Raw genomic sequence first — 23918 nt, 5'->3', positions numbered from 1 at the left:
GATCGCGGCGCGCCCGTTATCATGTTGGTGATCCGGCCTGAAAGCGTGTCTCGGTCATTCGCAATCACGCGGTCCCGCTGTGGTGTTTGCCACCCGACGCAAGATACCCGCCCAGCACCATATGCCGCGATGCACCCCGCGCGGGCCCCATGGGTCGGGCGGGGACCGGAACAACCTGTTGAAAGCTCACATCTAGTCAGCCGAGCGGGATTGCCGCTTTCGTTCATGCGGGTCGAGGAAGCGTTTGCGCAGGCGGATCGCGTTCGGCGTGACCTCGACCAGTTCGTCATCGTCGATATAGGCGATGGCCTGTTCCAGCGACATGGTGACCGGCGTGGTCAGGCGCACCGCTTCGTCGGTGCCGCTGGCGCGCACGTTGGTCAGCTTCTTGCCCTTCAAGGGGTTCACTTCAAGATCGTTGTCGCGGGCATGTTCGCCGATGATCATGCCGGTATAGACCGGTTCCTGCGCGCCGATGAACATCTTGCCGCGCTCTTCGAGGTTCCACAGCGCGTAGGCGACCGAGGTGCCGTTTTCCATCGAGATCAGCACGCCTTGGCGGCGGCCCGGAATCGACCCCTTGTAGGGGGCCCATTCGTGGAACACGCGGTTCAACACGCCCGAGCCGCGCGTGTCGGTCAGGAATTCGCCGTGGTAGCCGATCAGTCCGCGAGACGGCACATGGGCGATGATCCGGGTCTTGCCCGCACCGCCGGGGCGCATCTCGACCAGCTCGCCCTTGCGCGGGCCGGTCAGCTTTTCGATCACCGCGCCAGAGTATTCGTCATCCACGTCGATGGTGACTTCCTCGACCGGTTCCAGCTTTCGCTCGCCATCGTCGCGCATCAGAACCTGCGGGCGCGAGATCGACAGTTCGAACCCTTCGCGGCGCATGTTCTCGATCAGCACGCCCATCTGCAATTCGCCACGGCCCGCAACCTCGAAGGCTTCGCCGCCGGGGGTGTCGGTGATCTTGATGGCGACGTTCGATTCGGCCTCTTTCATCAGGCGTTCACGGATGACACGGGACTGCACCTTCTTGCCGTCACGGCCCGCGAGCGGGCTGTCGTTGATGCCGAAGGTCACGGTGATGGTGGGCGGGTCGATGGGCTGCGCTTCCAGTGGCTCGTCCACCGCGAGGGCGCAGATCGTGTCGGCCACGGTCGCCTTGGACATGCCGGCGAGCGAAACGATATCACCGGCCACGGCCTCTTCGATGTCTTGCTGTGCAAGGCCACGGAAAGCCTGAATGCGGGTGACGCGGAACCGCTCGATGTTTTCGCCAAGACGGCTGAGGGCCTGCACGGTCGCACCGACCTTGAGCTTGCCCGATTCCACCCGACCGGTCAGCAGACGGCCCACGAACGGGTCGGCACCGAGGGTGGTGGCGAGCATTCGGAAATCGTCATTTTGATGGGCGATCTGCTTGGGTTTCGGCACATGGTTGACGATCAGGTTGAACAGCGCGTGCAGGTCCTTGCGCGGTCCGTCAAGCTCGGCGTCGGCCCAGCCAGAGCGGCCCGAAGCATACATGTGCGGGAAATCGAGCTGGTCTTCGGTGGCGTCGAGCGTTGCGAAAAGGTCGAACACTTCGTCGAGGGCGCGGTCCGGTTCGGCATCGGGTTTGTCGACCTTGTTCAGCACCACGATCGGGCGCAGGCCGAGGGCGAGCGCCTTGGAGGTCACGAACTTGGTCTGCGGCATTGGCCCTTCGGCGGCATCGACCAGCAGGACAACGCCGTCGACCATGCTCAGGATGCGCTCGACCTCGCCGCCGAAATCGGCGTGGCCGGGCGTGTCGACGATGTTGATGCGCGTGCCCTTCCATTCCAGCGAGGTGGGCTTGGCGAAAATGGTGATCCCGCGCTCGCGCTCGAGGTCGTTGGAATCCATGGCCCGTTCGGCCACGGCCTGGTTTTCGCGGAACGCGCCGGATTGTTTCAGCAGCTCGTCCACAAGCGTGGTCTTGCCATGGTCAACGTGCGCGATGATCGCGATATTGCGGAGGTCCATCACATGGGCCTTTCGAAAAAGAAGTGATTTGGCATGGCCGTTACAGGGATGCGGCTGCAATGACCAGCGGAAAAGGAGGCACCCGTCGCCGTCGCACCCGCGAAACCGAGGGGGGACAGGCGCGTGCGGGCCGTTCGGCGGGGCGGATCAGCCCTTCTTGCGCAGGCGCACCACCACGTCGACCTTGGCCACTTCGTAGCCCTCGGGCGGGGTCGGCAGAGAGGCGATGCTGAGTTCGGCCTTGGCCGCATCGGTCAGCGCGCCTTCGTCTTCGAAGTAGAAATGCGGGTGGTCATCGACGCGGGTGTCGAAATAGCTGCGGGTGCCATCGACCGTGACTTCCTGCATCAGCCCGGCATCCGAAAAGGCACGCAGGGTGTTGTAGACCGTGGCCAGCGACACTTTCTCGCAAGCGTCCAGCGTGGCCGCGTGCAGCCCCTCGGCGGTGACGTGGCGATGCTGACCATCGCCCACCAGAAGCGAGGCGAGCGACAAGCGCTGCCGGGTCGGTCGCAACCCGACCGAGGCGAGCCACCGGGTGCCGCGTTCGAGGGCTTCAGGCGTCATTTCTGGTCCAATCTTGCCATGGTCCATGCAATATATGCGAGCGGACCCATGTTTTTCAAATGGAATCGGTTTGCAAGGCAGGTCGCCGCACCCAAGCTGTTACCTTGCGTCCCCGCGGGCACAGGTGCTAGGGGAGACCGAATTTGACGGGCCATGACCAAGGGCCGAAGGGAAGGGGCAAACAACATATGGCAGACTATCCCACGAGCTTCGATCGGGACGATCTACTGAAATGCGCGCGGGGCGAGCTGTTCGGCCCCGGCAACGCGCAACTGCCCGAACCGCCGATGCTGATGATGGACCGGATCACCGATATCTCGGGCGATGGCGGCGCGCATGGCAAGGGCCACGTGGTGGCCGAGTTCGACATCAACCCCGACCTGTGGTTCTTCTCCTGCCACTTCCCCGGCAACCCGATCATGCCCGGCTGCCTTGGCCTTGACGGGCTGTGGCAGCTGACCGGCTTCAACCTGGGCTGGCGCGGCTGGCTGGGGCGCGGTTATGCGCTCGGCGTGGGCGAGGTGAAGCTGACCGGCATGGTGCGCCCCGACCGCAAGATGCTGACCTACAGGGTCGATTTCACCAAGGCCGTGCAGACCCGCCGCCTGACCATGGGCGTCGCTGACGGCATCGTCGAGGCCGATGGCGAGGTGATCTACCAGGTCAAGGACATGAAAGTGGCGCTCAGCGAGAGTTGAGGGGCTTATTCGCGAGAAGATGGAAAGGGGCCTGCGGGCCTCTTTTTTTGGAAATATGGATTGGACCTTGGCGACCATTGGCTGTGAAGTCATTGCTTCACAGGTTCATTTTTCTCTTTCGTTGTTGCAATAGGTTCCTTAGGCGTGTCGTGGAAAAATATTTTTTAGTTGAATGAAGCATGATCGAAGAGTTTCCTGCCGTCGCCCTGCCAACCCTGTACATTTTCCTCGACGAAGGTGGGAATTTCGATTTTTCTCCAACAGGTTCAAAATATTTCACGCTAACGTGTGTCAGCATGTATCGTCCTTTTACGCTTCACACTGAACTGGACACATACAAGTATAATCTGATTGAGCATCGGATAACCCCCAGAATTTCAATGGAGTATTTTCACTGCGCGGACGACAATAGGCACGTTCGAGGCAGGGTATTTTCGATGCTCGCGGGCTCGGTTCCTCATGATTCGGTCGACTCGGTAATTGTTGAAAAACGAAAAACCGGTCCAGCCTTGCAGCCGCCAGAAAAATTCTACCCCAAGATGTTAGGTTTTCTTTTGCGGTACTCTGTTGACAGAGCATCGCAGGGCATTGGCGAGGTCGTTGTCATCACAGATAGTCTGCCCGTCGCAAAGAAGAGAAGAGCCATTGAAAAGGCGGTGAAAACCGTATTGGCCGACATGCTTCCTGCAACCACTCCATATAGAGTGATGCATCACTCTTCCCGTGCGCACTATGGACTTCAGGTCGCCGACTACTTCAACTGGGCCATTTACAGGAAATGGGAACACGGTGATGACAGGTCTTATGTAACCATTTCGCATCAGATACGAAGTGAGTTTGACATATTCAGCAGCGGTGTTCGCTACTATTACTGAGAGATGTGACCCCTCCGACTACCAACTGGAGAACCCCTTGGGTTCTTATCATCAGAGGGGAACCTTTGACTAGGTATATACGCACCATGGTTGTGAACATCAAGTAAAGAAGGCCCGACCCGCCTCCTCTCCCTACGCCTCCTTGCACCTTCCCCCGGCAATGCCCTACTAAGACAAGAGCAAAGCAAGGGAGGCCACATGCGCCGAGTAGTTGTCACGGGCCTTGGGATCGTCTCGTCGATCGGGAATACTGCCGAAGAGGTCACCGCCAGCTTGCGCGCGGGCACATCCGGCATCGAGGCCAGCCCCGAAATGGCGGAACACGGCTTCCGCAGCCAGATCGCGGGCACGCTCAAGATCGACCCGAAAGAGCATGTGGACAAGCGTGCGCTGCGCTTCATGGGGCCGGGCGCGGCCTATGCCCATATCGCCATGCAACAGGCGATTGCCGATGCCGGGCTGGGCGAGGATGAGGTCGTCAACGACCGCACCGGCCTTGTCGCCGGGTCGGGCGGGCCATCGACCAGCGCCATGCTCAGCGCGCATCAGACGGTGCTGAAAAGCGGCGCGACCAAGCGGATCGGGCCCTTCGCGGTGCCAAAATGCATGTCTTCGACGATTTCCGCGAATCTCGCTACCGCGTTCAAGATTAAGGGAATCAACTATTCCATTACCTCGGCCTGTTCGACCAGCCTGCACTGCATCGGCAACGCCGCCGAGCAGATTATGATGGGCAAGCAGGACATCATGTTCGCGGGCGGCGGCGAGGAACTGGACTGGACCCTGTCCTGCCTGTTCGATGCCATGGGCGCGATGTCCTCGAAATATAATGATACGCCGCAGAAAGCCTCTCGCGCCTTTGACGAGGGCCGCGACGGCTTCGTGATCTCGGGCGGCGGCGGCATCGTCGTGCTGGAAGAGCTGGAGCACGCCTTGGCGCGTGGTGCGACGATCCATGCCGAAGTGACCGGCTTCGCCGCCACCTCGGACGGGCACGACATGGTCGCCCCCTCGGGCGAGGGCGGCGAGCGGGCCATGCGGCTGGCGCTGCAAACCCTGCCCGAAGGCCGCAAGGTCAGCTATATCAACGCGCACGGCACCTCGACCCCCGTCGGCGATGTCGGCGAGGTCCAGTCGGTGCGGCGCGTCTTCGGCGAAGGCCATGTGCCCCCGATCAGCTCGACCAAGTCGATGACCGGCCACGCGCAAGGCGCGGCCGGCGCGCTGGAGGCGATCTTCTGCCTGCTCATGCTGAAGGGCGATTTCATCGCGCCCTCGATCAATGTCGAAACGCTCGCCGACGGCATCCAGCCCGGCGAGGTTGCGACCTCTCTCATGGACAACGCGGGTCTCGATACGGTCATGACCAACAGCTTCGGCTTTGGCGGCACCAATGGGTCGATGCTGCTCTCCAGATATAATGGATAAGAAAACATGGCTGATCTGATGACGGGAAAGCGCGGGCTGATCATGGGCGTTGCCAATGATCGCTCGATTGCCTGGGGCATTGCCAAGGCCATGCGGGCCGAAGGGGCAGAGCTGGCCTTTTCCTATCAGGGCGATGCCTTTGGCAAACGGGTCAAGCCGCTGGCCGAACAACTGGACGTCGAGTTGCTGGTCGATGTGGACGTGACGGATGACGAGTCGCTCGATGCCTGTTTTGCCGAGATCGAGGCCAAGTGGGGCAAGCTCGATTTCGTGGTCCACGCCATCGCCTATTCCGACAAGAACGAACTGGCTGGCCGCTTCATCAACACCTCGCGCGACAACTTTCGGCACTCGCTGACGATCTCTTGCTATTCGCTGATCGACGTGGCCCGCCGCGCCGAGCCGCTGATGACCGATGGCGGCACCATCCTGACGATGACCTACATGGGGTCGAACCGGGTGACGCCGTTCTACAACGTCATGGGGGTGGCCAAGGCGGCGCTGGAAAGCTCGGTGCGCTATCTGGCCAATGACATGGGGCCGAACAAGATCCGTGTGAACGCGATTTCGCCGGGTCCGATGAAGACGCTGGCGGGCGCGGCCATTTCCGGCGCGCGCAAGACCTTCAACACCACCCGCGACAATGCCCCGCTGCGCGACAACGCGACATTGGACTCGATCGGCGGCACGGCGGTTTACCTCGCCTCCGACTACGGGTCTTGCACGACCGGTGAAATCATCACCGTCGATGGCGGATATCATGTGCTGGGGATGATGCAGCCGGAGAACCTCTGACCGGCCCGCTGGTTGCGGCGCGTGCGGCCTCTCCTTGCCAAAAGCCTGCGACGCAGGGGATGAGCGGCGCCAAAAGGCGCCGCTCTTGCCGTTTCAGCCGACCGAGACGACCTTGACCGCAAAGGTCAGATCTTTGCCCGCCAGCGGGTGGTTGGCGTCCAGCGTCACGTGGCTGTCCGAAACCTCTGCCACCACCACCGGGATCGCCTGCCCGTTAGGGGCCTGCATTTGCAGTTGGGTGCCCGGATCGGTCGGGATGTTTTCGGGGATCTGGTCGCGCGGGATCTGCTGCATCGCGTTCGGGTCGCGTTCGCCATAGGCCTGCTCGGCTGCCACGGTGACGGTCTTTTCGTCGCCCTCGCTCATGCCTTCGACCGCGGCTTCCAGACCGGGGATGATCTGACCCTGGCCCATGGTGAAGCTCAGCGGATCGCGCCCTTCGGAACTGTCGAACACGCTGCCGTCGGAAAGCGTGCCGGTGTAATGGAGTGCAATGGTGCTGCCTGCAGTGGCCTGTGTCATATGGTCGTCCTGATTTTTGGGGGGTGAATTTGGGGGCGGGCGCCCTTGTCTGGCCCGGCCCCTTGAGGTGCGCACCAAGGCTATCAGCCCATGTCCTGATGTAAACCGGGAATCCGGGCAGCGATGTCGCGGTGCCTTTCCCCCGCCGATGGGCTGTGCAACTGTCTGCCGAAAAGGGAGGATACACATGACCATCAAGGCTTGCGTCTTTGACGCCTACGGAACGCTCTTCGACGTGAATGCCGCCGCCCGCGCCGTGGCCGACCGTCCGGGGCAAGAGCGGTTTGCCGCTGTCTGGCAAGAGGTTTCGGCCCATTGGCGCGCCAAACAGTTGCAATACACGTGGCTGCGCGCGATCACCGGTCATCACGTTGATTTCTGGCAAGTAACGCAGGACGGGCTGGACTGGGCGCTGGAAAAATGCGGTCAGAACGACCCCGAATTGCGCGAGGAATTGCTGGGGCTTTATTTTACCCTCGCGGCCTTCCCGGAAGTGCCCGACATGCTGGCGGCGCTGAAATCCGAGGGGCTGCAAACCGCGATCCTCTCGAACGGCTCGCCCGACATGTTGCAAGGTGCGGTGGACAGTGCCGACCTTGCCGCGTTGCTCGACGATGTTCTGAGCGTGGAAAGCGTCGGCATCTTCAAACCCGACGCGAGCGTCTATCAACTGGTCACCGACCGATTCGCCTGCGCGCGCGAAGAGGTGCTGTTCGTGTCGTCCAACGGATGGGACGCGGCGGCGGCCAGCGCCTTCGGGTTTCGCGTCCTTTGGGTCAACCGCGCGGGCGAGCCGCAGGACCGTCTGCCGGGCACCCCCGACCGGGTCGCCGCGGACCTGACCCACGTTCCCTCCATCGCAAAGGAGCTTTGATGCCCGACTTCCAGACTGCCGACGGGCTGCGCCTTGCCTATGACAATCAGGGGCAGGGGCCGGTTCTGCTCTGCCTGCCCGGCCTGACGCGCAACATGGCCGATTTCGAACCGGTGGTGGAGCATTTCGCCGACCGTGCCCGCATCCTGCGCATGGACCTGCGCGGGCGCGGCGCCTCGGACCACGACCCCGATTGGCACACCTACAACGTCCTGCAGGAAAGCCGCGACGTGATTGCCCTGCTCGACCACCTCGGTATCGACAAGGCCGCGATCCTCGGCACCTCGCGCGGCGGCCTGATCGCGCTGACCCTTGGCTATGGCCACCATGACCGGCTGTCGGGCGTCTGCTTCAACGATATTGGCCCGGTGGTGGACCCGGCGGGGCTGGCCTATATCATGGGGTATCTCGGCCTGCCGCCCGCCGACCCCGATTTGGCGTCTGCGCTGGTCAACCTGCCCAAGCGGATGGGCGCTCGGTTCCCCAATGTCCCGCTGGAAACGTGGGAGACCTATATCCGCCGCGTCTGGCACGTCGCCGAGGATGGGGCGCTCAGCCTGCGCTACGACCCCAACTTGCGCCACGCGGTGCTGGAACAGTCGGCCGACGGGGCATTGCCCGATATCTGGCCGCTGTTTCACGGGCTCGACGGGCTGCCGCTGGCGCTGATCCGGGGCGCGAATTCCGATCTGCTGTCGCCCGATACGGCCGCGCGGATGCGCGCCATCCGCCCCGACATGATGTTCGCCGAAGTGCCCGACCGGGGCCACGTGCCGTTCCTTGACGAGCCCGAAAGCCGGGCCCTGATTTCGCAATTTCTGGACCTTCTGAAATGACCGACATCGCCATGATCGAAGCCGCCGCCGCGCGGCTCAAGGGCCATGCCCGCCGCACGCCGCTGCTGTCCTCGCCCTTCCTCGACGAGATCGCGGGCCGCCGCGTCTTCATCAAGCCTGAGGCGTTGCAGCACACCGGCAGCTTCAAATTCCGGGGTGGCTGGTCCGCAGTCTCGGCGTTGGACCCGGAGGCGCGCGCGCGCGGTGTCTTCGCCTTTTCCTCGGGCAACCATGCGCAGGGGGTGGCCTATGCTGCCAAGCTGCACGGCGTGCCTGCGGTCATCCTGATGCCCGCCGATGCGCCCGCGCTCAAGATCGCCAACACCCGCGCCCTGGGGGCCGAGGTCATTACCTATGACCGCGCGACCGAGGATCGGGATGCCCTGGGCCAAAGCATCGCCGAGGAACGCGGCCTGACCCTGATCAAACCTTTCGACAACCCCTATGTGATCGCGGGCCAAGGCACCGTGGGGCTGGAGATCGCCGAACAGGCCGCCGAGGAGGGCGTTGAAAAGGCCGACGTGCTGGTCTGCTGCGGCGGCGGCGGCCTGACCTCTGGCATCGCACTGGCGTTAGAGGCCCGCGCCCCCGGCCTGCGCGCGCGCCCCGTTGAGCCGGAAGGCTTCGACGATGTGGCCCGCTCGCTCGCCACAGGCCAGATCGAGCGTAACCACCACCTTACCGGCTCGGTCTGCGACGCCATCATCACGCCGCAGCCGGGGGCGCTGACCTTCCCGATCATGCACCGTCTCTGCGGCCCCGGCGTGGTCGTCCCCGACCGCGACTGCCTGCGCGCCATGGCGGCGGCCTTCACCCGGCTGAAACTGGTGCTGGAACCCGGCGGCGCCATCGCCCTGGCGGCGGCGCTGTTCCACCCCGAGACCGTGCAGGGCGAGGCCGTCATCGCCGTGGCCTCGGGCGGCAACGTGGATGCGGGTGCCTATGCGAAGATGCTGGAGGCGTTCGGCGAGGGGGCGTGAGTCATCCTCAGCCGTAGGGGCGGACAGTCTGCCCGCCATCCCCTTACACCCGCTCCCGCGCCCCCAAGCCGACCCGGAACAGCCCCAGGGCCACCAACATCAATACCAGCCCCAGCAGGAACGGCGCGCCGGGGAAATGGACCGCCGCTCCCTCTCGGGTGAACCAGAAAAACACCTGTGTCATCGCCACCGGCGCCACGATCACGCAAAGCGCGTTGATCGAGCTGATCACCCCCTGCAGCTCGCCCTGCTGGTCGTCGCCCGCCTGCCGGCTCATGTAGCCAGAGAGGGCCGGGGTCGCGATCGAACCGAGGGCGGCCAGCGGCGTGAAGACCCAGATCATCCAGCCGTGGCTGGCCAGTGCAAAGGCCAACAGCATCACCGCGTCGAGGATCAGCGAATAGAACACCGCGCGCACTTCGCCCAGCCACGGCATCACCAGCCGGATCAGCACCGCCTGCACAAAAACCATGGTGATCCCGTAGAGCGTCAGCGACGCCCCTACCAGCCCGGTGCTCCAGCCGAAGGCCGCCTGCGTGTAAAAGGCCCAGATCGCCGGATAGACATAGCCCGCGACCGAGTAGAAGAAGAGCATCAGCAGCATCCAGCCCAACCCCGGCAGTTGCCCCATCTGCCTCAGCCCGCCAAGCGGATTGGCCCGGCGCCACTGGAACGTTCGGCGTTTGGCTGGGGCCAGCGACTCGGGCAGCACCAACAGGCCAAAGGTCAGGTTCACGCCCGCCAGCGCCGCCGCCATCCAGAACGGCGCACGCGTATCCACCCCCGCCATCAGCCCGCCCAGCATCGGCCCCAGCACGAACCCAATCCCGAAAGCCGCCGAGATCAGTCCGAAATTCTGCGCCCGCTTCTCGGGCGGCGAAATATCGGCCATGTAGGCCGCCGCGGTGGAATGGGTGGCCGAGGTGATCCCGCCCAAGAGACGCCCGGCCAGCAACCAGCCGATCGACCCGGCCACTGCCATGATCATGTAATCCAGCGCCAACCCCGCCATCGACACCAACAGCACGGGCCGCCGCCCCAGCCGGTCCGACAGGTTGCCAAGGATCGGGCTGAAAACGAATTGCATCACCGCGAAGGCCGCCGCCAGCAGGCCACCCCACTGCGCCGCCCCCGCCAGCCCCACATGCTGCACCTCGCGGATCAGGTCCGGCATCACCGGCATGATCAGCCCGATCCCCATCGCATCCAGCGTGACGGTCACAAGGATGAAGAGGATCGGCAGCCGGTCAGCCATCGAGCCGCTCAGCCACCGCCGCCGCAAAGGCCCGCGCCTCCTCCGGCGCCTGCCCCATGGCGGCGAGCGGTTCTGTCACCTCGGCCAGCCCCAGCCCCGGATGCGCGGCCTTCAGCAAGGCCAACAGCGGCGTGCCCGTCGCTTGCGCGTCCTTGCAAAGCGCCTTGACCTCCGCCTGCGCCTCGGGCCGCGGCATGTGGCCTGCCAGCGCGAAAGACAGCGCCTCCGCATGGATCAGGCCGAGCGGGTCGTTCAACGTGTCAGCCATGCGCGTGACCTGCGGCTGCAACCCCTCGGCCAGCTCTGCCGCGGTGCCCAGCCCCTTGGCCACGCCCATCACCATCGCGGGCAAGCTCAGCCATTCGGTGAACCATGCCGCCCCGTCCCGCTGTTGCCGGTGCAGCATCGCCCCCTGCATCGCGCCGTTCAGCGCCAGCACATGACGCGCCAGCGCGATCAGCACCGATGCCCCCACCGGGTTCTGCTTCTGCGGCATGGTCGAGGACGCCCCGGCAGCGCCGAACCGCACCTCTCCCGTATCGCTTTGGGCCAGCAGCATCAGGTCTTCGCCCATCTTGCCAAGGCCGCCCGCCACCAGCGATAGCCACCCGGCCAGCTCCGCCACATGGTCGCGGGTCGAATGCTGCGAGCGGCCCGGATCGGCCAGCTTCAGCGCCTTGGCCAGCGCCGCCCGCGTTTCCGCCGCCTTGCCGCCAAAGGCCGCGCCGGTGCCCGCCGCCCCCGCCAGCGTCACCGCCAGCAACCGGGGCCGCAGCGCCGCCAGCCGGTCCTTATGCGCCAGCCCCGACCAGCCCCAGCCTGCCACCACCGCACCGAAACTGGTAGGGTTCGCCGTCTGCCCATAGGTGCGCGCAGTCATCGGCGTTTCCGCATGGGCCTCTGCCAGCGCTGCCAGCGCCCGCAGCAACCGGTCGGCCCGCGCCTCGATCAGTGCCAGCGCCTGCCGCAACCGCAACGCCAGCCCGGTGTCGATAATGTCCTGCGATGTGGCCCCCCAATGGGCGTATTGCGCGTGCTCCGGGGCTTCCATCTCCTTGCGAAAGGCCGCGACCAGCGCGGGCACGCAGACCCCGTTCTGCCCGGTCGCCCCGGCCAGCGCGGCGGGGTCGATCTGCACCTCCAGCGCCGAACGATGGATGAACGCCGCGCTTTCCGCCGGGATCACCCCCAGGTCACCCTGCACCTTGGCCAGCGTGCCCTCGACCAGCAGCATCGCGCGCATGTCGGCGCTGTCGGAAAACAGGCTCGCCACGTCGCGGTCGGTGAACAGGTCACGATAGAGGGCGCTGTCGAAGGGGCTGATGCTCATTGGGTCGCTCCGTGGCCGATGGCGGTAAGGAAGTCGCTCAGCTTTTCGGTGAAAAGCGGGGCCGAGTCCACACACGGCAAATGCCCCGCCCCGCGCAGTAACTCGAACCGCGATCCGGGGATCAGGTCGGCCAGCTCGCGCACAAGGTCTGGCGGGGTCGATCCGTCTTCGCTGCCCGCCAACACCTGCGCGGGCAGCCGCAGCCCACTTGTGGGCGTGATGAAATCGGTGCCCGCAATGGCGGCGCAAACGCCTATATAGCCCTCGGGATCTTGCCGCTCCACCATCCGCCGCGTCGGCAGGTCGGCGCCCTCGGCCCGGTCGCGCCGCGAAAACCAGCGCGCCATCAGGTCATCGGTCAGCGCGGGCAGGCCCTTGGCGCGCACGGTGGCGATCCGCTCGTGCCAGCCTGCCTTGGTGCCGATCTTGGGGGCGGTCCCCGACAACACCAGCGCGCGGATCTGGTCCATCCGCTTCACGGCCAGCCCCTGCGCCACCAGCCCGCCGACCGAGAGCCCGACAAAGACGGCATCCTGCACGTTCAGTGCATCCAGAACCGCCTCGGCGTCGCGCACCAGCGCGCCCATGGAGTATGGTCCCGGCGGCACGTCGCTTTGCCCATGCCCGCGCATGTCAAAGCGGATCAGCCGGAACCGCCCCGGCAGCGCCGCGACAACCGCGTCCCAGATCGTAAGGTCCGTGCCAAGCGCCCCGGCGAAAACGACCGGCGCGCCGCCGGGGTCGCCGTCCTCCACGACGTTCAGCGAAATCGTTCCCGTGTCGATCATCGGCATGACGTTCTCCTTCCCCTCCCTTCTCCGCCACCCTCCTGCCGCCCGCAACCCCCGCCCCGATCTTCGTTGTTCCATAAACATCGTGGGCAGCGCCCCCGGTCCGGTCACCGCCGTCAGGCGGCGATCCCGCGATTTTGTCTGCACGGGTGGTGTACAGGGGGTGTACGGGGGGTGTACGCCCGGCACCCCCCCTGAAATGCCCCCTGCGGAATGTCGCTACGGAACAGAAATTTTGCCGCTTCAGGGCCTTGCGTCGCCCGCGCGCCGCTCGCAGTCTGGCCCAAAGACATTGGGAGGACTCGACGGATGACAAGAGTAAAAGCCGCCGTCTGCCACGCCTTCGGCGAGGCCCTGAAGATCGAAGATATCGACTTGCGCGCGCCCGGTCAGGGCGAGGTCGAGGTGCGCCTCGACGCCGTCGCCATCTGCCACTCGGATATTTCTTATATCGACGGCGGCTGGGGCGGCACCCTGCCCGCCGTTTACGGCCACGAGGCGGCGGGCCGCATCGCGGCCGTTGGTCCGGGGGTCACGGCCTATACGGTCGGGCAGAAGGTGCTGGTAACATTGATAAAGTCTTGTGGAACCTGCGGGTCTTGTGCCAGCGGTTCGCCGGTTTATTGCAGCGGCAATGCCCCGGTGGAACCGGCCATTCGCCTGACCGATGGCAGCCCCGTCGAGAAGGCCATGGAATGCGGCGCGTTCGCCGAGGCCGCCGTAGTCCATCAAAGCCAGCTCGCGCCCTTGCCCGACGACATGCCCTCGGATGTGGCCAGCCTGCTGGCCTGCGGCGTCATCACCGGCGTCGGGGCCGTGGTGAACACGGCGCAGGTCCGCCCCGGTCAGAACGTGGTGGTGATCGGCGCGGGCGGGGTTGGCCTCAACGCCATTCAGGGCGCGCGCATTGCCGGGGCGTCCCGCGTTATCGCGGTGGACCTGTCGGAAGAAAAACTGAACGATGCCAAGGACTTCGGCGCAACTGACGGTGTGCTGGGCAGTGTCGAGAAGCCGTGGAAAGAGATCGACCGCATCACCGGCGGCAAGATGGCCGATGCGGTTTTCGTGACGGTCGGCGCGATCCCGGCCTACGACCAAGCGCTGCGGTTCCTTGCCCGTGGTGGCATGATGTACGCGGTCGGAATGCCCCATAGCGGGGCCGTCGCGGAATACGAGCCAGTGATCATCGCTGCCGTGGGGCAGGGGATGAAAGGCTCCAAGATGGGGGATGCGGTGCTGCCGCGCGACATCCCGTGGATGGTCGACATGTACAGCCAGGGCCGCTTGAAACTGGATGAACTGATCTCGAACCGCTGGCGGTTGGACCAGATCAACGAGGCCATTGCCGACACCAAGACGGGCCATGCCCGCCGCAACGTGATCGTGCTGTCATGAAGCTGCAAGGCCTTGAAATCTTTGTGATTGCGCCGCCCAATTCCGGCATGGGGGGGCGCTATTGGATCGTGCCCAAGCTGACCACGGCCTGCGGAATCGTGGGCTATGGCGAATGCTATGCGTCTTCGGTCGGGCCCGACGCCATGAAGGCCGTGATCGCGGACGTGTTCCAGCGCTATTTCGAAGGGGAAAACCCGGAAAACATCGAACGGATGTTCCGCCGCACCTATTCCTCGGGCTTCACGCAGCGCCCTGACCTGACGGTCATGGGGGCCTTCGCGGGGCTGGAAATCGCCTGTTGGGATATCCTCGGCAAGGCCCGCGACCGGCCCGTATGGGCGCTGTTGGGCGGCAAGATGAACGAGCGGCTGCGGAGCTATTCCTACCTCTACCCGCTGGCCCATCACGACCCGTCGGCCTTCTGGATTTCCCCCGAAATGGCCGCCGAGTCCGCTGCCGATTACGTCGCGCGCGGCTGGACAGCGGTGAAATTCGACCCCGCCGGCCCCTACACCATGCGCGGCGGGCACATGCCCGCGATGTCCGACATCACCCGTTCCGCCGCATTCGGCAAGGCGATCCGAGAGGCCGTGGGCGACACGGCCGACCTGCTCTTTGGCACCCATGGCCAGTTCACCCCCGGCGGCGCGATCCGGCTTGGGCAGGCGCTGGAACCCTACTCTCCGCTGTGGTTCGAAGAGCCGACCCCGCCCGACAACCATGCCGCCATGGCCGAAGTGGCCCGTGCAGTGCGCATTCCAGTGGCAACGGGCGAACGGCTGACCACCAAGGCTGAATTCGCCGATGTCCTGCGCGCGGGGGCTGCCACGATCCTGCAACCGGCGCTTGGCCGGGCGGGTGGCATCTGGGAAGGCAAGAAGATTGCCACGCTGGCCGAAACCTTCGGCGCGCAGATCGCTCCGCATCTTTACGCCGGGCCGGTGGAATGGGCGGCGAATATCCATCTGGGCGTGACCTGCCCCAACCTGCTGCTGGTCGAAACCATCGAGACCGAGTTCCACCGCGACCTGATCGGTGGCACCATCCGGGTCGAGCAAGGGTTCATCCCCGCGCCAGAAGGGCCGGGGCTGGGGATCGCGTTCGACGAAGATCTTGCCCGCGCGCATTCCTGCGATCGGGCCGGGCTGCATCTGGAAATGCAGGATGCACCTTGCGACTGGCAGAACGGCAATGCCTTTGCGGGCGGCTCGCCAGAGTAAGAAGGGCCACCGTGTCCCGGGCCTGCCGGGGGCAGGCCTGTGCGCCGGTGTCGCGCCTTAGCGTTCCTGCTCGTGGGCGTAGCGCAGCTTGGCGATGCCCTCGTTGCGTTCCAGCCGCTTTTGCTGCTTGAGGGCATTTTCGACGAAGGTCAGATGGTCGCTGACGGCCTCTCGCGCCGCGTCCGGGTCGCGGGCCTGAATGGCTTCGTTCATGGCGCGGTGATGCTCCAGCAGGATATCGCGGGTGTTGCGCTGTTTGAACATGACCTGCCGGTTGTAGAAGACGCCCTCTTTCAGCAGATCGAACATCGAGCGCATCATGTGCAGCATGATCACGTTGTGGCTCGACTCGATGATGGCGATATGGAACTGCGCGTCCAGTTCAGCCTCGTCGGTCGGGTTCCGCTTGGTGTGCGCGGCCTCCATCTTCCTGAACAGGGTGTCGATCACCTTGAGGTCGGTTTCGGTGGCCGAGGTCGCGGCGCGGGCAGCGGCGACGCCTTCCAGATCGCGGCGAAAGGCGATGTAGTCGAACACTGCCTCGTCATGGTCGGCAAACAGGCGGATCAGGGCAGGGGCAAAGGCGCTGCCCAGAACATCGGCGACGTAGATGCCTGCCCCGGCACGGGTCGACAGCAAGCCGCGGTCCTGCAATTCCGAGATCGCATCGCGCAACGACGGGCGCGACACGCCAAGGCGTTCGGACAATTCCCGCTCGGATGGCAGCCGTTCGCCGGGGCGAAGAATGCCCCGCAAGATCAGCTGTTCGATCTGGCGCACGACGGATTGCGACAGTTTCTCGGCGTCTATGCGTTGAAACGGCATACGCGGACCTCCCTCTGATTGGTCAAGATAAGTGACCAGATCGAGGGAAGTCCAGCAAAAGCGTGCCGTTAGCGGGTTGGGCGAATGATGACTTCAACCCGGCGGTTTTGTTGGCGGCCCTCTGCGGTAAGGTTGGTGGCCACCGGTTGATCCTCGCCCCGGCCAAAGCTGCGGACGCGGGCGGGATCGACGCCTTGTTCCAGTAGAACGCCGGCAACCGCATTGGCGCGGCGCGCGGACAAGTCCTGATTGTATGCGGCCGATCCGGTGTTGTCGGTATGTCCGATCACGTCCACGGTCGAACCGGTGTATTGTTGCAGGTTGCGGGCCATGGCGCGCAGGTCGGCTTGCAGACCGGCGCGGATCGAGGCGCTGTCTGTGTCGAAGAGGATGCCGTCGGGCATGGTCACTTGCAGGTAGTCGCCCTGATTGCTGACGGTGATATCCTCGTTCGCCATCGAGGCGCGCAGGTCGGCGGCCTGCTGGTCCAGCGAATAACCGATAGCCCCGCCCACGGCGGCCCCTGCCGCCGCGCCCAGCACGGCATTGCGGCCACGGTTGTCGTTGTCCGCGGTTGCGCCAAGGAAGGCCCCCAGCATACCGCCGATCACCGCCCCGTCGCGGGTGCGGTTCTGGTTCGGATCTTGCAAATAGGCCGGTTCACAGGCGGCAAGGCCGAGGGCTGAAATCAGGCTGAGCGAGATCAAACGGGTGCGGGTTTTCATGTGGCTGCCTTTCCCAATATCCGGGCCCGGTCTGTCGCGGGCGTCGGGGGCGACCCTAGCAGTCTTTGACAGCGGCGGCAGCGGAAAAATGCCGAATGGCAATTTCCTGCCGGTCACGGATCAGGCGCTTTCGCGGGCGTCCTTTTCCGCCGCTTCCCACGCCAGCATGGCGCGTTTGACGGGCAGGCCCCAGTGATAGCCGCCAAGCCCGCCAGACTTGCGCAAGGCGCGGTGACAGGGGATCAGCCAACTGATCGGGTTGCGGCCCACGGCGGTGCCCACGGCGCGGACGGCCTTGGGGCTGCCGATGGCCTCGGCTATTTCGGAATAGGTGGTGACATGGCCGGACGGGATGTGCAGCAGCGCCTCCCACACCTTGATCTGGAAGGGCGCCCCGATGAGGTAGAGCTGCGCCGCGCCCGGTGCCGCGCCAAACGCCGCGTCGGCCCATGGCTTCAAGGCCATCGGGTCTTCGGAAAAGCGCGCCTCGGGCCAGCGGGCCAGCATGTCGGCCATCGCGGCCTCTGGTCCCGTTTCGGCGGCGAAGGCGATGCCGCAAATACCCTTTTCCGTGCCCATGATCAGGGTTGGGCCAAAGGGGCTTTCATACCAGCCCCAGGCAATCTCCAACCCCGCGCCGCTGCGCGCGTAGTCGCCTGGACTCATCGCTTCCCAAGTTGCGAACAGGTCATGCAGGCGTCCCGAGCCTGAGAGGCCAAGTTCATTGGCGGTGGCCAGCGTTGTGAATCGCTCGCGCAAGAGCCGCTTGGCGTGATCCAGCGTCAGGTATTGCTGATAGCGCTTGGGGCTGACGCCGACCCACCGGGAAAACACCCGTTGCAGATGGGCGGGGCTCATCCCCAGTGCGGCGGCCAGTTCTTCCAGCGACGGGCCGGGGGCGGGGGTGCTGTCGATCACCTCCAGCGCGCGGCGGACGACGTTAAAATGGTAGGCGGTTTCGGGCGTGTCGGTCATGGGCTGTCTCCTGCCTCTCTGGTGTAAGCCTGCAACCTTTTGCATGCGACCCGAAACCTGCGCTTTTCGAGGGTCTTGCCAGCAGGAACGGGGCAGGCCATACCGCGCGCCATGGTCAAGCAACTGCCCTACCAGACGATCCATGAGATCTTTGCCCGCTTTCACGCGGCCGAGCCAGAGCCGAAAGGTGAGCTAAACCACACCAATGCCTACACGCTGGTGGTGGCGGTGGCGCTGTCGGCGCAGGCGACGGATGTTGGGGTGAACAAGGCGACGGAAAAACTGTTCCAAATCGTCGATACGCCTCAGAAGATGCTGGACCTTGGCGAGGAACGCCTCATCGAGCATATCAAGACGATCGGCCTTTATCGCAACAAGGCCAAGAACGTGATGAAGCTCAGCCGCATTCTGGTCGAGGAGTATGGCGGTGTCGTGCCTTCCAGCCGCGCGGCGTTGCAAGGCTTGCCCGGCGTCGGCCGCAAGACCGCGAACGTGGTTCTGAACATGTGGTGGCATTATCCGGCGCAGGCGGTCGACACGCATATCTTCCGCGTCGGCAACCGCTCTGGCATCTGCCCCGGCAAAAACGTGGACGCCGTGGAACGCGCTATCGAGGACAATATTCCGGTCGAGTTCCAGCAGCACGCCCATCACTGGTTGATCCTGCATGGCCGCTACAAATGCAAGGCGCGCAAGCCCGGTTGCCCGACCTGCCTGATCAATGACCTCTGCGCCTTCGAGGAGAAGACCGAATGACCAAGAAATATGACGTGGTCGGCATCGGCAATGCGATTGTCGATGTGATTTCCCACGGAACCGATGATTTCCTTGCCAATATGGGCATCACCAAGGGCATCATGCAGTTGGTGGAACGGGACCGCGCCGAATTGCTTTACGCGTCGATGAGCGACCGTGTTCAAGCGCCGGGCGGGTCCGTCGGGAACACGCTGGCCGGGATCGGCACGCTTGGGCTGGAAACCGCCTTCGTGGGCAGGGTCAAGAACGATCCGCTTGGCCAGTTCTATGCTGAACAGATGGTGGAAGAGGGCACGGCCTTCCCCAACCCACCCACTGATGACGACCCGTCGCCGACCTCTCGTTCGATGATCTTCGTCAGCCCAGATGGCGAGCGCTCGATGAATACCTACCTGGGCGCCGGGGCCGAATTCTCGTCCGATGACGTGGACCCGAGCGTGATGGAAAACGCCCGCTACCTGTTCCTTGAGGGCTACCTGTTCGACAAGGACAAGGGCAAGAGCGCCTTCCGTGCCGCCGCTGCCGCCTGCCGGCATTCGGGCGGTCAGGCCGGGCTGACCCTGTCCGATCCGTTTTGCGTTGACCGGCACCGTGAAAGCTTCAAGCAACTGATCGAAGACGAGATGGATTTCGTGATCGGCAACGAGGAAGAGTGGCTGTCGCTATACGAAACCCGCGATTTGTCCACCGCCCTGCAAGAGGCCGCCATGGTTTGCCCGCTGGTGGTCTGCACCCGGTCGGGCCACCCGGTGGTGATCCGCGCGGACGATCAGGAAATCCATGTGCCGGTGGTCGAGGTGACGCCGGTCGATGCAACAGGCGCCGGCGATCAGTTCGCGGCTGGTTTTATCTATGGGCTAGCGACGGGGCAGGATCTGAAGACCTGCGGCAAGATGGGGGTCGCCGCGGCAGCCGAGGTGATCGGCCATGTCGGCCCGCGCCCCAAGCGCCCGCTGCGCATCGTGTTCGAGGAAGCGGGCCTGCACTGAGGCCCTGTGCACGGAGATTGACAAGGCCCGTCGGTGGACCCGGCGGGCCTTGTCATGTCGTGCTTGCAGCGAATGCGCGAAACCCGTCTTCTACGGTGGGCAGGATGGTGCGAACCTCGAAATAGGGGTGGGCCAACAAGGGCGTATCGCGCAGCCGTTCCACCGCGAAATAGAAGGCGGCGAGGTCATCGGTTTCGACGGTCATGATGTCGGTGACGTCAGCATTGAATGCCTCGGCATCGAACAGGCGCACGGTGCCGCAGTCGGACAGGCCGCAGCGATCAAGACATTCCACGGCCAGTGCGTCCCGCTCGTCACGCGGCAGGGCCAGCCAAGCGGGCGTTGTTCTGAGCAGGAAGAAGATGGTCATGCGCATGGGGTGTCTCCTTGGCAATTCCGGACATTGGCGGCATGATGCGAAGGATTGCTCAGGTTTCAAACTCGCCTTCCATGTCCCGCCGCGCCGATCCGATCGCCCCCCGCAAAACCCCGCGTCAGGCGCGGGCGCAGGCCACCTATGCGGCGGTTCTGCAAGCGGCTGCTCATATTTTGACGGAGCAAGGGCGGGGGGCGCTGACCACGAATCGGATTGCCGAGAGGGCGGGTGTCAGCATCGGATCTCTCTACCAGTATTTCCCGTCGAAAGAGGCCATCCTGGCCGACTTGCTGCGCGGTATGCGGCGCGAGATGCTGGCCGATATCGAGGCGGCGGCTGCTGCGTGCGGCGGGCTGAACCTACGGGCACTGACCGAGGCACTGATCCGCGCCAGCGTACGCCATCATGCGCAAGCGCCGGACTTGGCGCGGGTTCTGGAACAGGTCGAACTGGAACTTCCGGGTGATCCGGAAACCGCCAGGATCGAGGCGCAGTTGCGCGACCTTCTGGCTGCGGCGTTGGCCGACCGGGGGGTGCCGGGCCCGACCGTTGCCGCACAGGATCTGGCCGCGATCACCAAGGGCATCACGGACGAGGCCGCGCGCGCGGGCGAAACCGATCTGGATTTTGTTATCGCCCGCGCTGTCCGCGCGGTGCACGGGTATCTGGGGCTTTAGGCGGCGCTGTCCACGATTTCGAAATCATGGGTGACTTCGGCTGTCTTGGCCATCATCGCCGAGGCCGAGCAATATTTCTCGACCGATAGCTGAATGGCGCGTTCGACCTTGGCAGGGGTCACGCCCCGTCCCGTCACGATGAAATGCATGTGGATGCGGGTGAAGACGGCGGGCGTTGCATCGGCGCGATCGGCGTCGAGTTCCACAACCACATCCTCGACCGGCTCTCGCCCCTTTTCGAGGATCGACACCACGTCATAGGCCGAACAGCCTCCGGTGCCGATCAGCACCAGTTCCATCGGGCTGGGACCGGGGGTGGTGCCATCCTCTTCCTTGGTGCCGAAGACGATCTTGTGACCGGTGCCGGAGGTTCCGATAAAGGTCCGGTTCTCGGCCCATTTGACGCGTGCTTTCATGGGGCTGCTCCTGTCTGCGTTCGGCGCCTCATACAGCAGGGGCGCGCCGCTGTCACAGGGTCAATCGCCCAGTTTCGCGTGAACCTCGTCAAGGTCGATCTCACCCACCGGCATCTTGTTGGCGGGGTTCTCGAAGTCGTATTTGAAGAGCTGAAAGTCCTTCTTGTAGATTTCGTAGACCAGATGCATCGACAGGTCGTCGAAATAGTCCTCGACCGGGTGCGCGCGCTTGGGCCCATGGCCTTCGGATTCGTTGAAGCGCGGAATCTGGTCCAGATCTATCGGATGCTTGGTCTCGATATTGTCGAGCACGCCCTGCATCCCCTCGTTGAACTTCTCGGTCCAGAAGATCTTGTCGTAGCGCCCGCCATTGACGATGAAAGTCGAGATATGGCCCGACATGGCCGACCAGTGGATGTCCGGGTCCATCGGACGGCGCCATCGGATGGTGTCACGGGTAAACAGCAGGAAACGGCGAAAACTGGCGATCTGGTCGAACTCGCCCTTGCCGTCCTCGCCCCCCACCTCGATGCCGTATTTCTGGATCAACAGTGGCACAAGGTTGCCGCGATAGCGTTTGCCGTTCCTCTGGATGCCGCAAATCTTGTCGAAAAAGCTCGACAGGATGCGCGTGTAGGGATTGCGCACGCAGGAAAAGGAATAGGATGTATGCCCCCGCACATTCGCCTCGATCAGCGGCTGCGAATGCTCGAACGCCCATTTGTGCATGCCGCCGGTCGCATCGTGGATGTCACCGTCGAAAAAAGTGCCGTTGTCGGAGTAGTACATGATCTGCCCGATCGTCGAGCAGGCACATTTCGGAACCACCCGATAGACGACACTCTGGCTGTCTGTCATCCACGTTCCCGGGAAACCCATTCTGGTCGTTCTCCTCAATTTCGCCTCGTCAGCAGTGGATTGATCCACCTTTGCCGAACATCTAGTCTGTCTTTACCCGCAATTCAGCGGTAATGGCACTACAATAAGGAAAGTTTGGGGCGGCTGTTTCGCGTATGGCAAAGATTGCCTTTATCCTATTGTGCCACAAAGATCCTGAAGCCATCGTTCTTCAGGCCCGTCGGCTGACGGCTGCCGGCGACTGCATTTCGATCCATTTCGATGCCCGCTCCGGTGCCGCGGCCTATGCGCAGATTCGACAGGCGCTGGACGACAATCCCAACGTGACCTTCGCCGCCAAGAGGATCAAGTGCGGATGGGGCGAGTGGAGCCTTGTGCAGGCCACGCTGAACGCGGTCGAGGCGGCCTTCAAGGCCTTTCCCGATGCCAGCCATTTCTACATGCTGTCCGGTGACTGCAACGCGATCAAATCGGCGGCTTATGCGCATGATTTCCTCGACAGGCAGGACAAGGATTATATCGAAAGCTTCGATTTCTTCACCTCGGGCTGGATCAAGACCGGGATGCGGAAAGAGCGGCTGGTGTATCGGCACTACATCAACGAACGCAAGAACAAGGCGCTGTTCTACTGGATGATGGATGTGCAGCGGCGCTTTGGGCTGGAACGGGCGATCCCCGATGATCTGGAGATCATGATCGGCAGCCAATGGTGGTGTCTGCGCCGCGAAACCATCGAAAAGGTGATGGCCTTTTGCCGCAAACGCCCCGACGTGACCCGCTTTTTCCGCACGACGTGGATTCCGGATGAAACCTTCTTTCAGACCCTCGTGCGCCACCTGGTGCCTGAACGCGAGATCGAGACGCGCACGCTGACCTTCCTGATGTTTACCGACTACGGGATGCCGGTGACTTTCTACAACGACCACTATGACCTGTTGCTGAGTCAGGATTTCCTCTTCGCACGCAAGATCAGCCCGGAATCGACCGAGTTGAAGGAACGGTTGGGCGAGTTGTGGGCCTCGGAGCGGCAGGATTTCGTGGTGTCGGGCGAGGGCAAGAAGCTGCATGAATTCCTGACCGGTCGCGGTCGTATCGGTCGTCGCTTTGCTCCGCGGTTCTGGGAAAGCGAAAGCACCCTTGGGCAGGAACGCGAGCTGCTGATGGTCGTGTGCAAGAAATGGCACGTCGCCAAGCGGTTGCTTGCCACCGCGATGCGGGTCACGCGGACGCGGGGCTTGGAGTACATGTTCGACGAGGGCAATTGCCACGTGCCCCATCTGGGCGGACTGGAACGCACGCTGGAAAAGCGCAACCGACACCGCAAGGCGGTGATGCGGCTGCTGTTCGACTATTACGGGGAAGACCGGCTGATGATCTGCCTTGACCCCAACAATGTCGATCTCATGCGCGATTTCATGTCGGACCGGTCCAACAACCGCATCCTCGAAATCCAGTGCCGGTTCGACGACGCTTACCTGATCGGGCACGCGCACCGGGTGGGGCTGGCCCACGAGGACACGCCGCCCGAGGTGATCGAGCAGCTTCTGCCGACCCTGCGATACGAGTTCGACTATGAAACCGTCCGCATCCGCGAGGCCGGCTTTGACAAGCATTTCCGGATCGCCGAGTCGCGCAGCGTCGACGAGAACGCCGCCGTGTTGGCCGAATACTTCAACATCGACATGGACACGGCGCGCGAGATCGCCGAAACCCCATACCTGTTTGACGACTGAGGAGCGCCT

The 23918-nt window shown here is 63.8% G+C and carries 25 protein-coding genes; 13 read left to right on the top strand and 12 right to left on the bottom strand.

Features of this window, described 5'->3' with window-relative positions:
* Nucleotides 1–192: 192 nt before the first annotated feature.
* Nucleotides 193–2013: a translational GTPase TypA gene (gene typA, locus BKY27_RS00885; RefSeq protein WP_071672530.1), complete on the bottom strand. Its 1821-nt coding sequence runs from the start codon at nt 2011–2013 to the stop codon at nt 193–195.
* 147 nt (nt 2014–2160) lie between these two features.
* Complete coding sequence (gene irrA / locus BKY27_RS00880) at nt 2161–2580, bottom strand: iron response transcriptional regulator IrrA (protein ID WP_071672529.1); 420 nt, start codon at nt 2578–2580, stop codon at nt 2161–2163.
* 188 nt (nt 2581–2768) lie between these two features.
* Here irrA and fabA point away from each other — a divergent pair, with 188 nt between their 5' ends.
* The 4 genes from fabA to BKY27_RS00860 all read left to right on the top strand — a co-directional run bounded on the left by fabA (nt 2769) and on the right by BKY27_RS00860 (nt 6376).
* Nucleotides 2769–3278, top strand: a complete 510-nt coding sequence (fabA, locus tag BKY27_RS00875) for a bifunctional 3-hydroxydecanoyl-ACP dehydratase/trans-2-decenoyl-ACP isomerase (RefSeq protein WP_071672528.1) — start codon at nt 2769–2771, stop codon at nt 3276–3278.
* Between the two features lie 179 nt (nt 3279–3457).
* Nucleotides 3458–4153 (top strand): DUF3800 domain-containing protein, encoded by a 696-nt coding sequence (locus BKY27_RS00870; RefSeq protein ID WP_071672527.1) that lies wholly within the window; start codon nt 3458–3460, stop codon nt 4151–4153.
* Nucleotides 4154–4351: 198 nt separating this feature from the next.
* Nucleotides 4352–5581: a beta-ketoacyl synthase N-terminal-like domain-containing protein gene (locus BKY27_RS00865; RefSeq protein WP_071672526.1), complete on the top strand. Its 1230-nt coding sequence runs from the start codon at nt 4352–4354 to the stop codon at nt 5579–5581.
* A gap of 6 nt (nt 5582–5587) precedes the next feature.
* Nucleotides 5588–6376, top strand: coding sequence for an enoyl-ACP reductase FabI (locus BKY27_RS00860; protein ID WP_071672525.1), 789 nt, complete (start codon nt 5588–5590; stop codon nt 6374–6376).
* Between the two features lie 93 nt (nt 6377–6469).
* Here BKY27_RS00860 and BKY27_RS00855 read toward each other — a convergent pair whose 3' ends face one another.
* Complete coding sequence (locus BKY27_RS00855) at nt 6470–6898, bottom strand: FKBP-type peptidyl-prolyl cis-trans isomerase (protein WP_071672524.1); 429 nt, start codon at nt 6896–6898, stop codon at nt 6470–6472.
* A gap of 187 nt (nt 6899–7085) precedes the next feature.
* Here BKY27_RS00855 and BKY27_RS00850 point away from each other — a divergent pair, with 187 nt between their 5' ends.
* Genes BKY27_RS00850 through BKY27_RS00840 form a run of 3 tightly spaced genes read left to right on the top strand, consistent with a single transcriptional unit; the run spans nt 7086 to nt 9588 of the window.
* Entirely contained in the window at nt 7086–7772 is a 687-nt protein-coding gene (locus tag BKY27_RS00850) for a haloacid dehalogenase type II (RefSeq protein ID WP_071672523.1), read from the top strand.
* Entirely contained in the window at nt 7772–8608 is an 837-nt protein-coding gene (locus BKY27_RS00845) for an alpha/beta fold hydrolase (RefSeq protein ID WP_071672522.1), read from the top strand. Before BKY27_RS00850 ends, BKY27_RS00845 begins: the two co-directional genes overlap by 1 nt.
* Nucleotides 8605–9588, top strand: a complete 984-nt coding sequence (locus BKY27_RS00840) for a threonine ammonia-lyase (protein WP_071672521.1) — start codon at nt 8605–8607, stop codon at nt 9586–9588. The genes BKY27_RS00845 and BKY27_RS00840 overlap by 4 nt, the downstream gene beginning before the upstream one ends.
* Before the next feature lie 43 nt (nt 9589–9631).
* Here the strand turns inward: BKY27_RS00840 and BKY27_RS00835 are convergent, their stop codons facing one another.
* Genes BKY27_RS00835 through pcaD form a run of 3 tightly spaced genes read right to left on the bottom strand, consistent with a single transcriptional unit; the run spans nt 9632 to nt 12967 of the window.
* Nucleotides 9632–10843: a TCR/Tet family MFS transporter gene (locus BKY27_RS00835; RefSeq protein ID WP_071672520.1), complete on the bottom strand. Its 1212-nt coding sequence runs from the start codon at nt 10841–10843 to the stop codon at nt 9632–9634.
* The gene (locus BKY27_RS00830; protein ID WP_071672519.1) at nt 10836–12173 is read right to left on the bottom strand and encodes a lyase family protein; all 1338 of its coding nucleotides are present in this window, start codon (nt 12171–12173) and stop codon (nt 10836–10838) included. The genes BKY27_RS00835 and BKY27_RS00830 overlap by 8 nt, the downstream gene beginning before the upstream one ends.
* On the bottom strand, nt 12170–12967 hold the full coding sequence (pcaD, locus tag BKY27_RS00825; RefSeq protein WP_071672518.1) for a 3-oxoadipate enol-lactonase: 798 nt from the start codon (nt 12965–12967) through the stop codon (nt 12170–12172). The genes BKY27_RS00830 and pcaD overlap by 4 nt, the downstream gene beginning before the upstream one ends.
* A 306-nt stretch (nt 12968–13273) precedes the next feature.
* On the opposite strand from pcaD, the gene BKY27_RS00820 reads away from it, so the two are divergent.
* On the top strand, nt 13274–14359 hold the full coding sequence (locus BKY27_RS00820) for a Zn-dependent alcohol dehydrogenase (RefSeq protein WP_071672517.1): 1086 nt from the start codon (nt 13274–13276) through the stop codon (nt 14357–14359).
* Entirely contained in the window at nt 14356–15579 is a 1224-nt protein-coding gene (locus tag BKY27_RS00815) for a mandelate racemase/muconate lactonizing enzyme family protein (RefSeq protein WP_071672516.1), read from the top strand. The genes BKY27_RS00820 and BKY27_RS00815 overlap by 4 nt, the downstream gene beginning before the upstream one ends.
* A 57-nt stretch (nt 15580–15636) precedes the next feature.
* Here the strand turns inward: BKY27_RS00815 and BKY27_RS20705 are convergent, their stop codons facing one another.
* The 3 genes from BKY27_RS20705 to BKY27_RS00800 all read right to left on the bottom strand — a co-directional run bounded on the left by BKY27_RS20705 (nt 15637) and on the right by BKY27_RS00800 (nt 18104).
* Complete coding sequence (locus BKY27_RS20705) at nt 15637–16404, bottom strand: FCD domain-containing protein (protein ID WP_071672515.1); 768 nt, start codon at nt 16402–16404, stop codon at nt 15637–15639.
* 68 nt (nt 16405–16472) lie between these two features.
* Nucleotides 16473–17129: an OmpA family protein gene (locus BKY27_RS00805; protein WP_071672514.1), complete on the bottom strand. Its 657-nt coding sequence runs from the start codon at nt 17127–17129 to the stop codon at nt 16473–16475.
* A 120-nt stretch (nt 17130–17249) separates the two neighbouring features.
* Nucleotides 17250–18104 (bottom strand): methylated-DNA--[protein]-cysteine S-methyltransferase, encoded by an 855-nt coding sequence (locus BKY27_RS00800; RefSeq protein ID WP_071672513.1) that lies wholly within the window; start codon nt 18102–18104, stop codon nt 17250–17252.
* Between the two features lie 111 nt (nt 18105–18215).
* On the opposite strand from BKY27_RS00800, the gene nth reads away from it, so the two are divergent.
* Both nth and BKY27_RS00790 read left to right on the top strand, forming a co-directional pair.
* Nucleotides 18216–18860, top strand: coding sequence for an endonuclease III (gene nth / locus BKY27_RS00795; RefSeq protein WP_071672512.1), 645 nt, complete (start codon nt 18216–18218; stop codon nt 18858–18860).
* Complete coding sequence (locus tag BKY27_RS00790) at nt 18857–19849, top strand: adenosine kinase (protein ID WP_071672511.1); 993 nt, start codon at nt 18857–18859, stop codon at nt 19847–19849. Before nth ends, BKY27_RS00790 begins: the two co-directional genes overlap by 4 nt.
* Nucleotides 19850–19901: 52 nt before the next feature.
* Here the strand turns inward: BKY27_RS00790 and BKY27_RS00785 are convergent, their stop codons facing one another.
* Complete coding sequence (locus BKY27_RS00785; protein ID WP_071672510.1) at nt 19902–20225, bottom strand: darcynin family protein; 324 nt, start codon at nt 20223–20225, stop codon at nt 19902–19904.
* 74 nt (nt 20226–20299) lie between these two features.
* On the opposite strand from BKY27_RS00785, the gene BKY27_RS00780 reads away from it, so the two are divergent.
* On the top strand, nt 20300–20902 hold the full coding sequence (locus BKY27_RS00780; RefSeq protein WP_071672509.1) for a TetR/AcrR family transcriptional regulator: 603 nt from the start codon (nt 20300–20302) through the stop codon (nt 20900–20902).
* Here BKY27_RS00780 and BKY27_RS00775 read toward each other — a convergent pair.
* Both BKY27_RS00775 and BKY27_RS00770 read right to left on the bottom strand, forming a co-directional pair.
* Nucleotides 20899–21318: an OsmC family protein gene (locus tag BKY27_RS00775; protein ID WP_071672508.1), complete on the bottom strand. Its 420-nt coding sequence runs from the start codon at nt 21316–21318 to the stop codon at nt 20899–20901. The genes BKY27_RS00780 and BKY27_RS00775 overlap by 4 nt on opposite strands.
* A 60-nt stretch (nt 21319–21378) precedes the next feature.
* Nucleotides 21379–22197, bottom strand: coding sequence for a sulfotransferase family protein (locus BKY27_RS00770; protein WP_071672507.1), 819 nt, complete (start codon nt 22195–22197; stop codon nt 21379–21381).
* A gap of 134 nt (nt 22198–22331) precedes the next feature.
* Between BKY27_RS00770 and BKY27_RS00765 the strand changes: the two genes are divergently transcribed.
* Nucleotides 22332–23909: a DUF5928 domain-containing protein gene (locus tag BKY27_RS00765; RefSeq protein WP_071672506.1), complete on the top strand. Its 1578-nt coding sequence runs from the start codon at nt 22332–22334 to the stop codon at nt 23907–23909.
* Nucleotides 23910–23918: the final 9 nt, after the last annotated feature.

It is taken from the genome of Nioella nitratireducens (assembly GCF_001879715.1).
In the GTDB taxonomy this organism is placed as follows: domain Bacteria; phylum Pseudomonadota; class Alphaproteobacteria; order Rhodobacterales; family Rhodobacteraceae; genus Nioella; species Nioella nitratireducens.
This window is presented reverse-complemented; position numbering and strand designations above follow the sequence as displayed.

Coding starts and splice junctions, on each gene's coding strand:
- typA (WP_071672530.1), bottom strand. CDS start 2,013: ATGGACCTCCGCAATATCGCGATCATCGCGCACGTTGACCATGGCAAG.
- irrA (WP_071672529.1), bottom strand. CDS start 2,580: ATGACGCCTGAAGCCCTCGAACGCGGCACCCGGTGGCTCGCCTCGGTC.
- fabA (WP_071672528.1), top strand. CDS start 2,769: ATGGCAGACTATCCCACGAGCTTCGATCGGGACGATCTACTGAAATGC.
- BKY27_RS00870 (WP_071672527.1), top strand. CDS start 3,458: ATGATCGAAGAGTTTCCTGCCGTCGCCCTGCCAACCCTGTACATTTTC.
- BKY27_RS00865 (WP_071672526.1), top strand. CDS start 4,352: ATGCGCCGAGTAGTTGTCACGGGCCTTGGGATCGTCTCGTCGATCGGG.
- BKY27_RS00860 (WP_071672525.1), top strand. CDS start 5,588: ATGGCTGATCTGATGACGGGAAAGCGCGGGCTGATCATGGGCGTTGCC.
- BKY27_RS00855 (WP_071672524.1), bottom strand. CDS start 6,898: ATGACACAGGCCACTGCAGGCAGCACCATTGCACTCCATTACACCGGC.
- BKY27_RS00850 (WP_071672523.1), top strand. CDS start 7,086: ATGACCATCAAGGCTTGCGTCTTTGACGCCTACGGAACGCTCTTCGAC.
- BKY27_RS00845 (WP_071672522.1), top strand. CDS start 7,772: ATGCCCGACTTCCAGACTGCCGACGGGCTGCGCCTTGCCTATGACAAT.
- BKY27_RS00840 (WP_071672521.1), top strand. CDS start 8,605: ATGACCGACATCGCCATGATCGAAGCCGCCGCCGCGCGGCTCAAGGGC.
- BKY27_RS00835 (WP_071672520.1), bottom strand. CDS start 10,843: ATGGCTGACCGGCTGCCGATCCTCTTCATCCTTGTGACCGTCACGCTG.
- BKY27_RS00830 (WP_071672519.1), bottom strand. CDS start 12,173: ATGAGCATCAGCCCCTTCGACAGCGCCCTCTATCGTGACCTGTTCACC.
- pcaD (WP_071672518.1), bottom strand. CDS start 12,967: ATGCCGATGATCGACACGGGAACGATTTCGCTGAACGTCGTGGAGGAC.
- BKY27_RS00820 (WP_071672517.1), top strand. CDS start 13,274: ATGACAAGAGTAAAAGCCGCCGTCTGCCACGCCTTCGGCGAGGCCCTG.
- BKY27_RS00815 (WP_071672516.1), top strand. CDS start 14,356: ATGAAGCTGCAAGGCCTTGAAATCTTTGTGATTGCGCCGCCCAATTCC.
- BKY27_RS20705 (WP_071672515.1), bottom strand. CDS start 16,404: ATGCCGTTTCAACGCATAGACGCCGAGAAACTGTCGCAATCCGTCGTG.
- BKY27_RS00805 (WP_071672514.1), bottom strand. CDS start 17,129: ATGAAAACCCGCACCCGTTTGATCTCGCTCAGCCTGATTTCAGCCCTC.
- BKY27_RS00800 (WP_071672513.1), bottom strand. CDS start 18,104: ATGACCGACACGCCCGAAACCGCCTACCATTTTAACGTCGTCCGCCGC.
- nth (WP_071672512.1), top strand. CDS start 18,216: ATGGTCAAGCAACTGCCCTACCAGACGATCCATGAGATCTTTGCCCGC.
- BKY27_RS00790 (WP_071672511.1), top strand. CDS start 18,857: ATGACCAAGAAATATGACGTGGTCGGCATCGGCAATGCGATTGTCGAT.
- BKY27_RS00785 (WP_071672510.1), bottom strand. CDS start 20,225: ATGCGCATGACCATCTTCTTCCTGCTCAGAACAACGCCCGCTTGGCTG.
- BKY27_RS00780 (WP_071672509.1), top strand. CDS start 20,300: ATGTCCCGCCGCGCCGATCCGATCGCCCCCCGCAAAACCCCGCGTCAG.
- BKY27_RS00775 (WP_071672508.1), bottom strand. CDS start 21,318: ATGAAAGCACGCGTCAAATGGGCCGAGAACCGGACCTTTATCGGAACC.
- BKY27_RS00770 (WP_071672507.1), bottom strand. CDS start 22,197: ATGGGTTTCCCGGGAACGTGGATGACAGACAGCCAGAGTGTCGTCTAT.
- BKY27_RS00765 (WP_071672506.1), top strand. CDS start 22,332: ATGGCAAAGATTGCCTTTATCCTATTGTGCCACAAAGATCCTGAAGCC.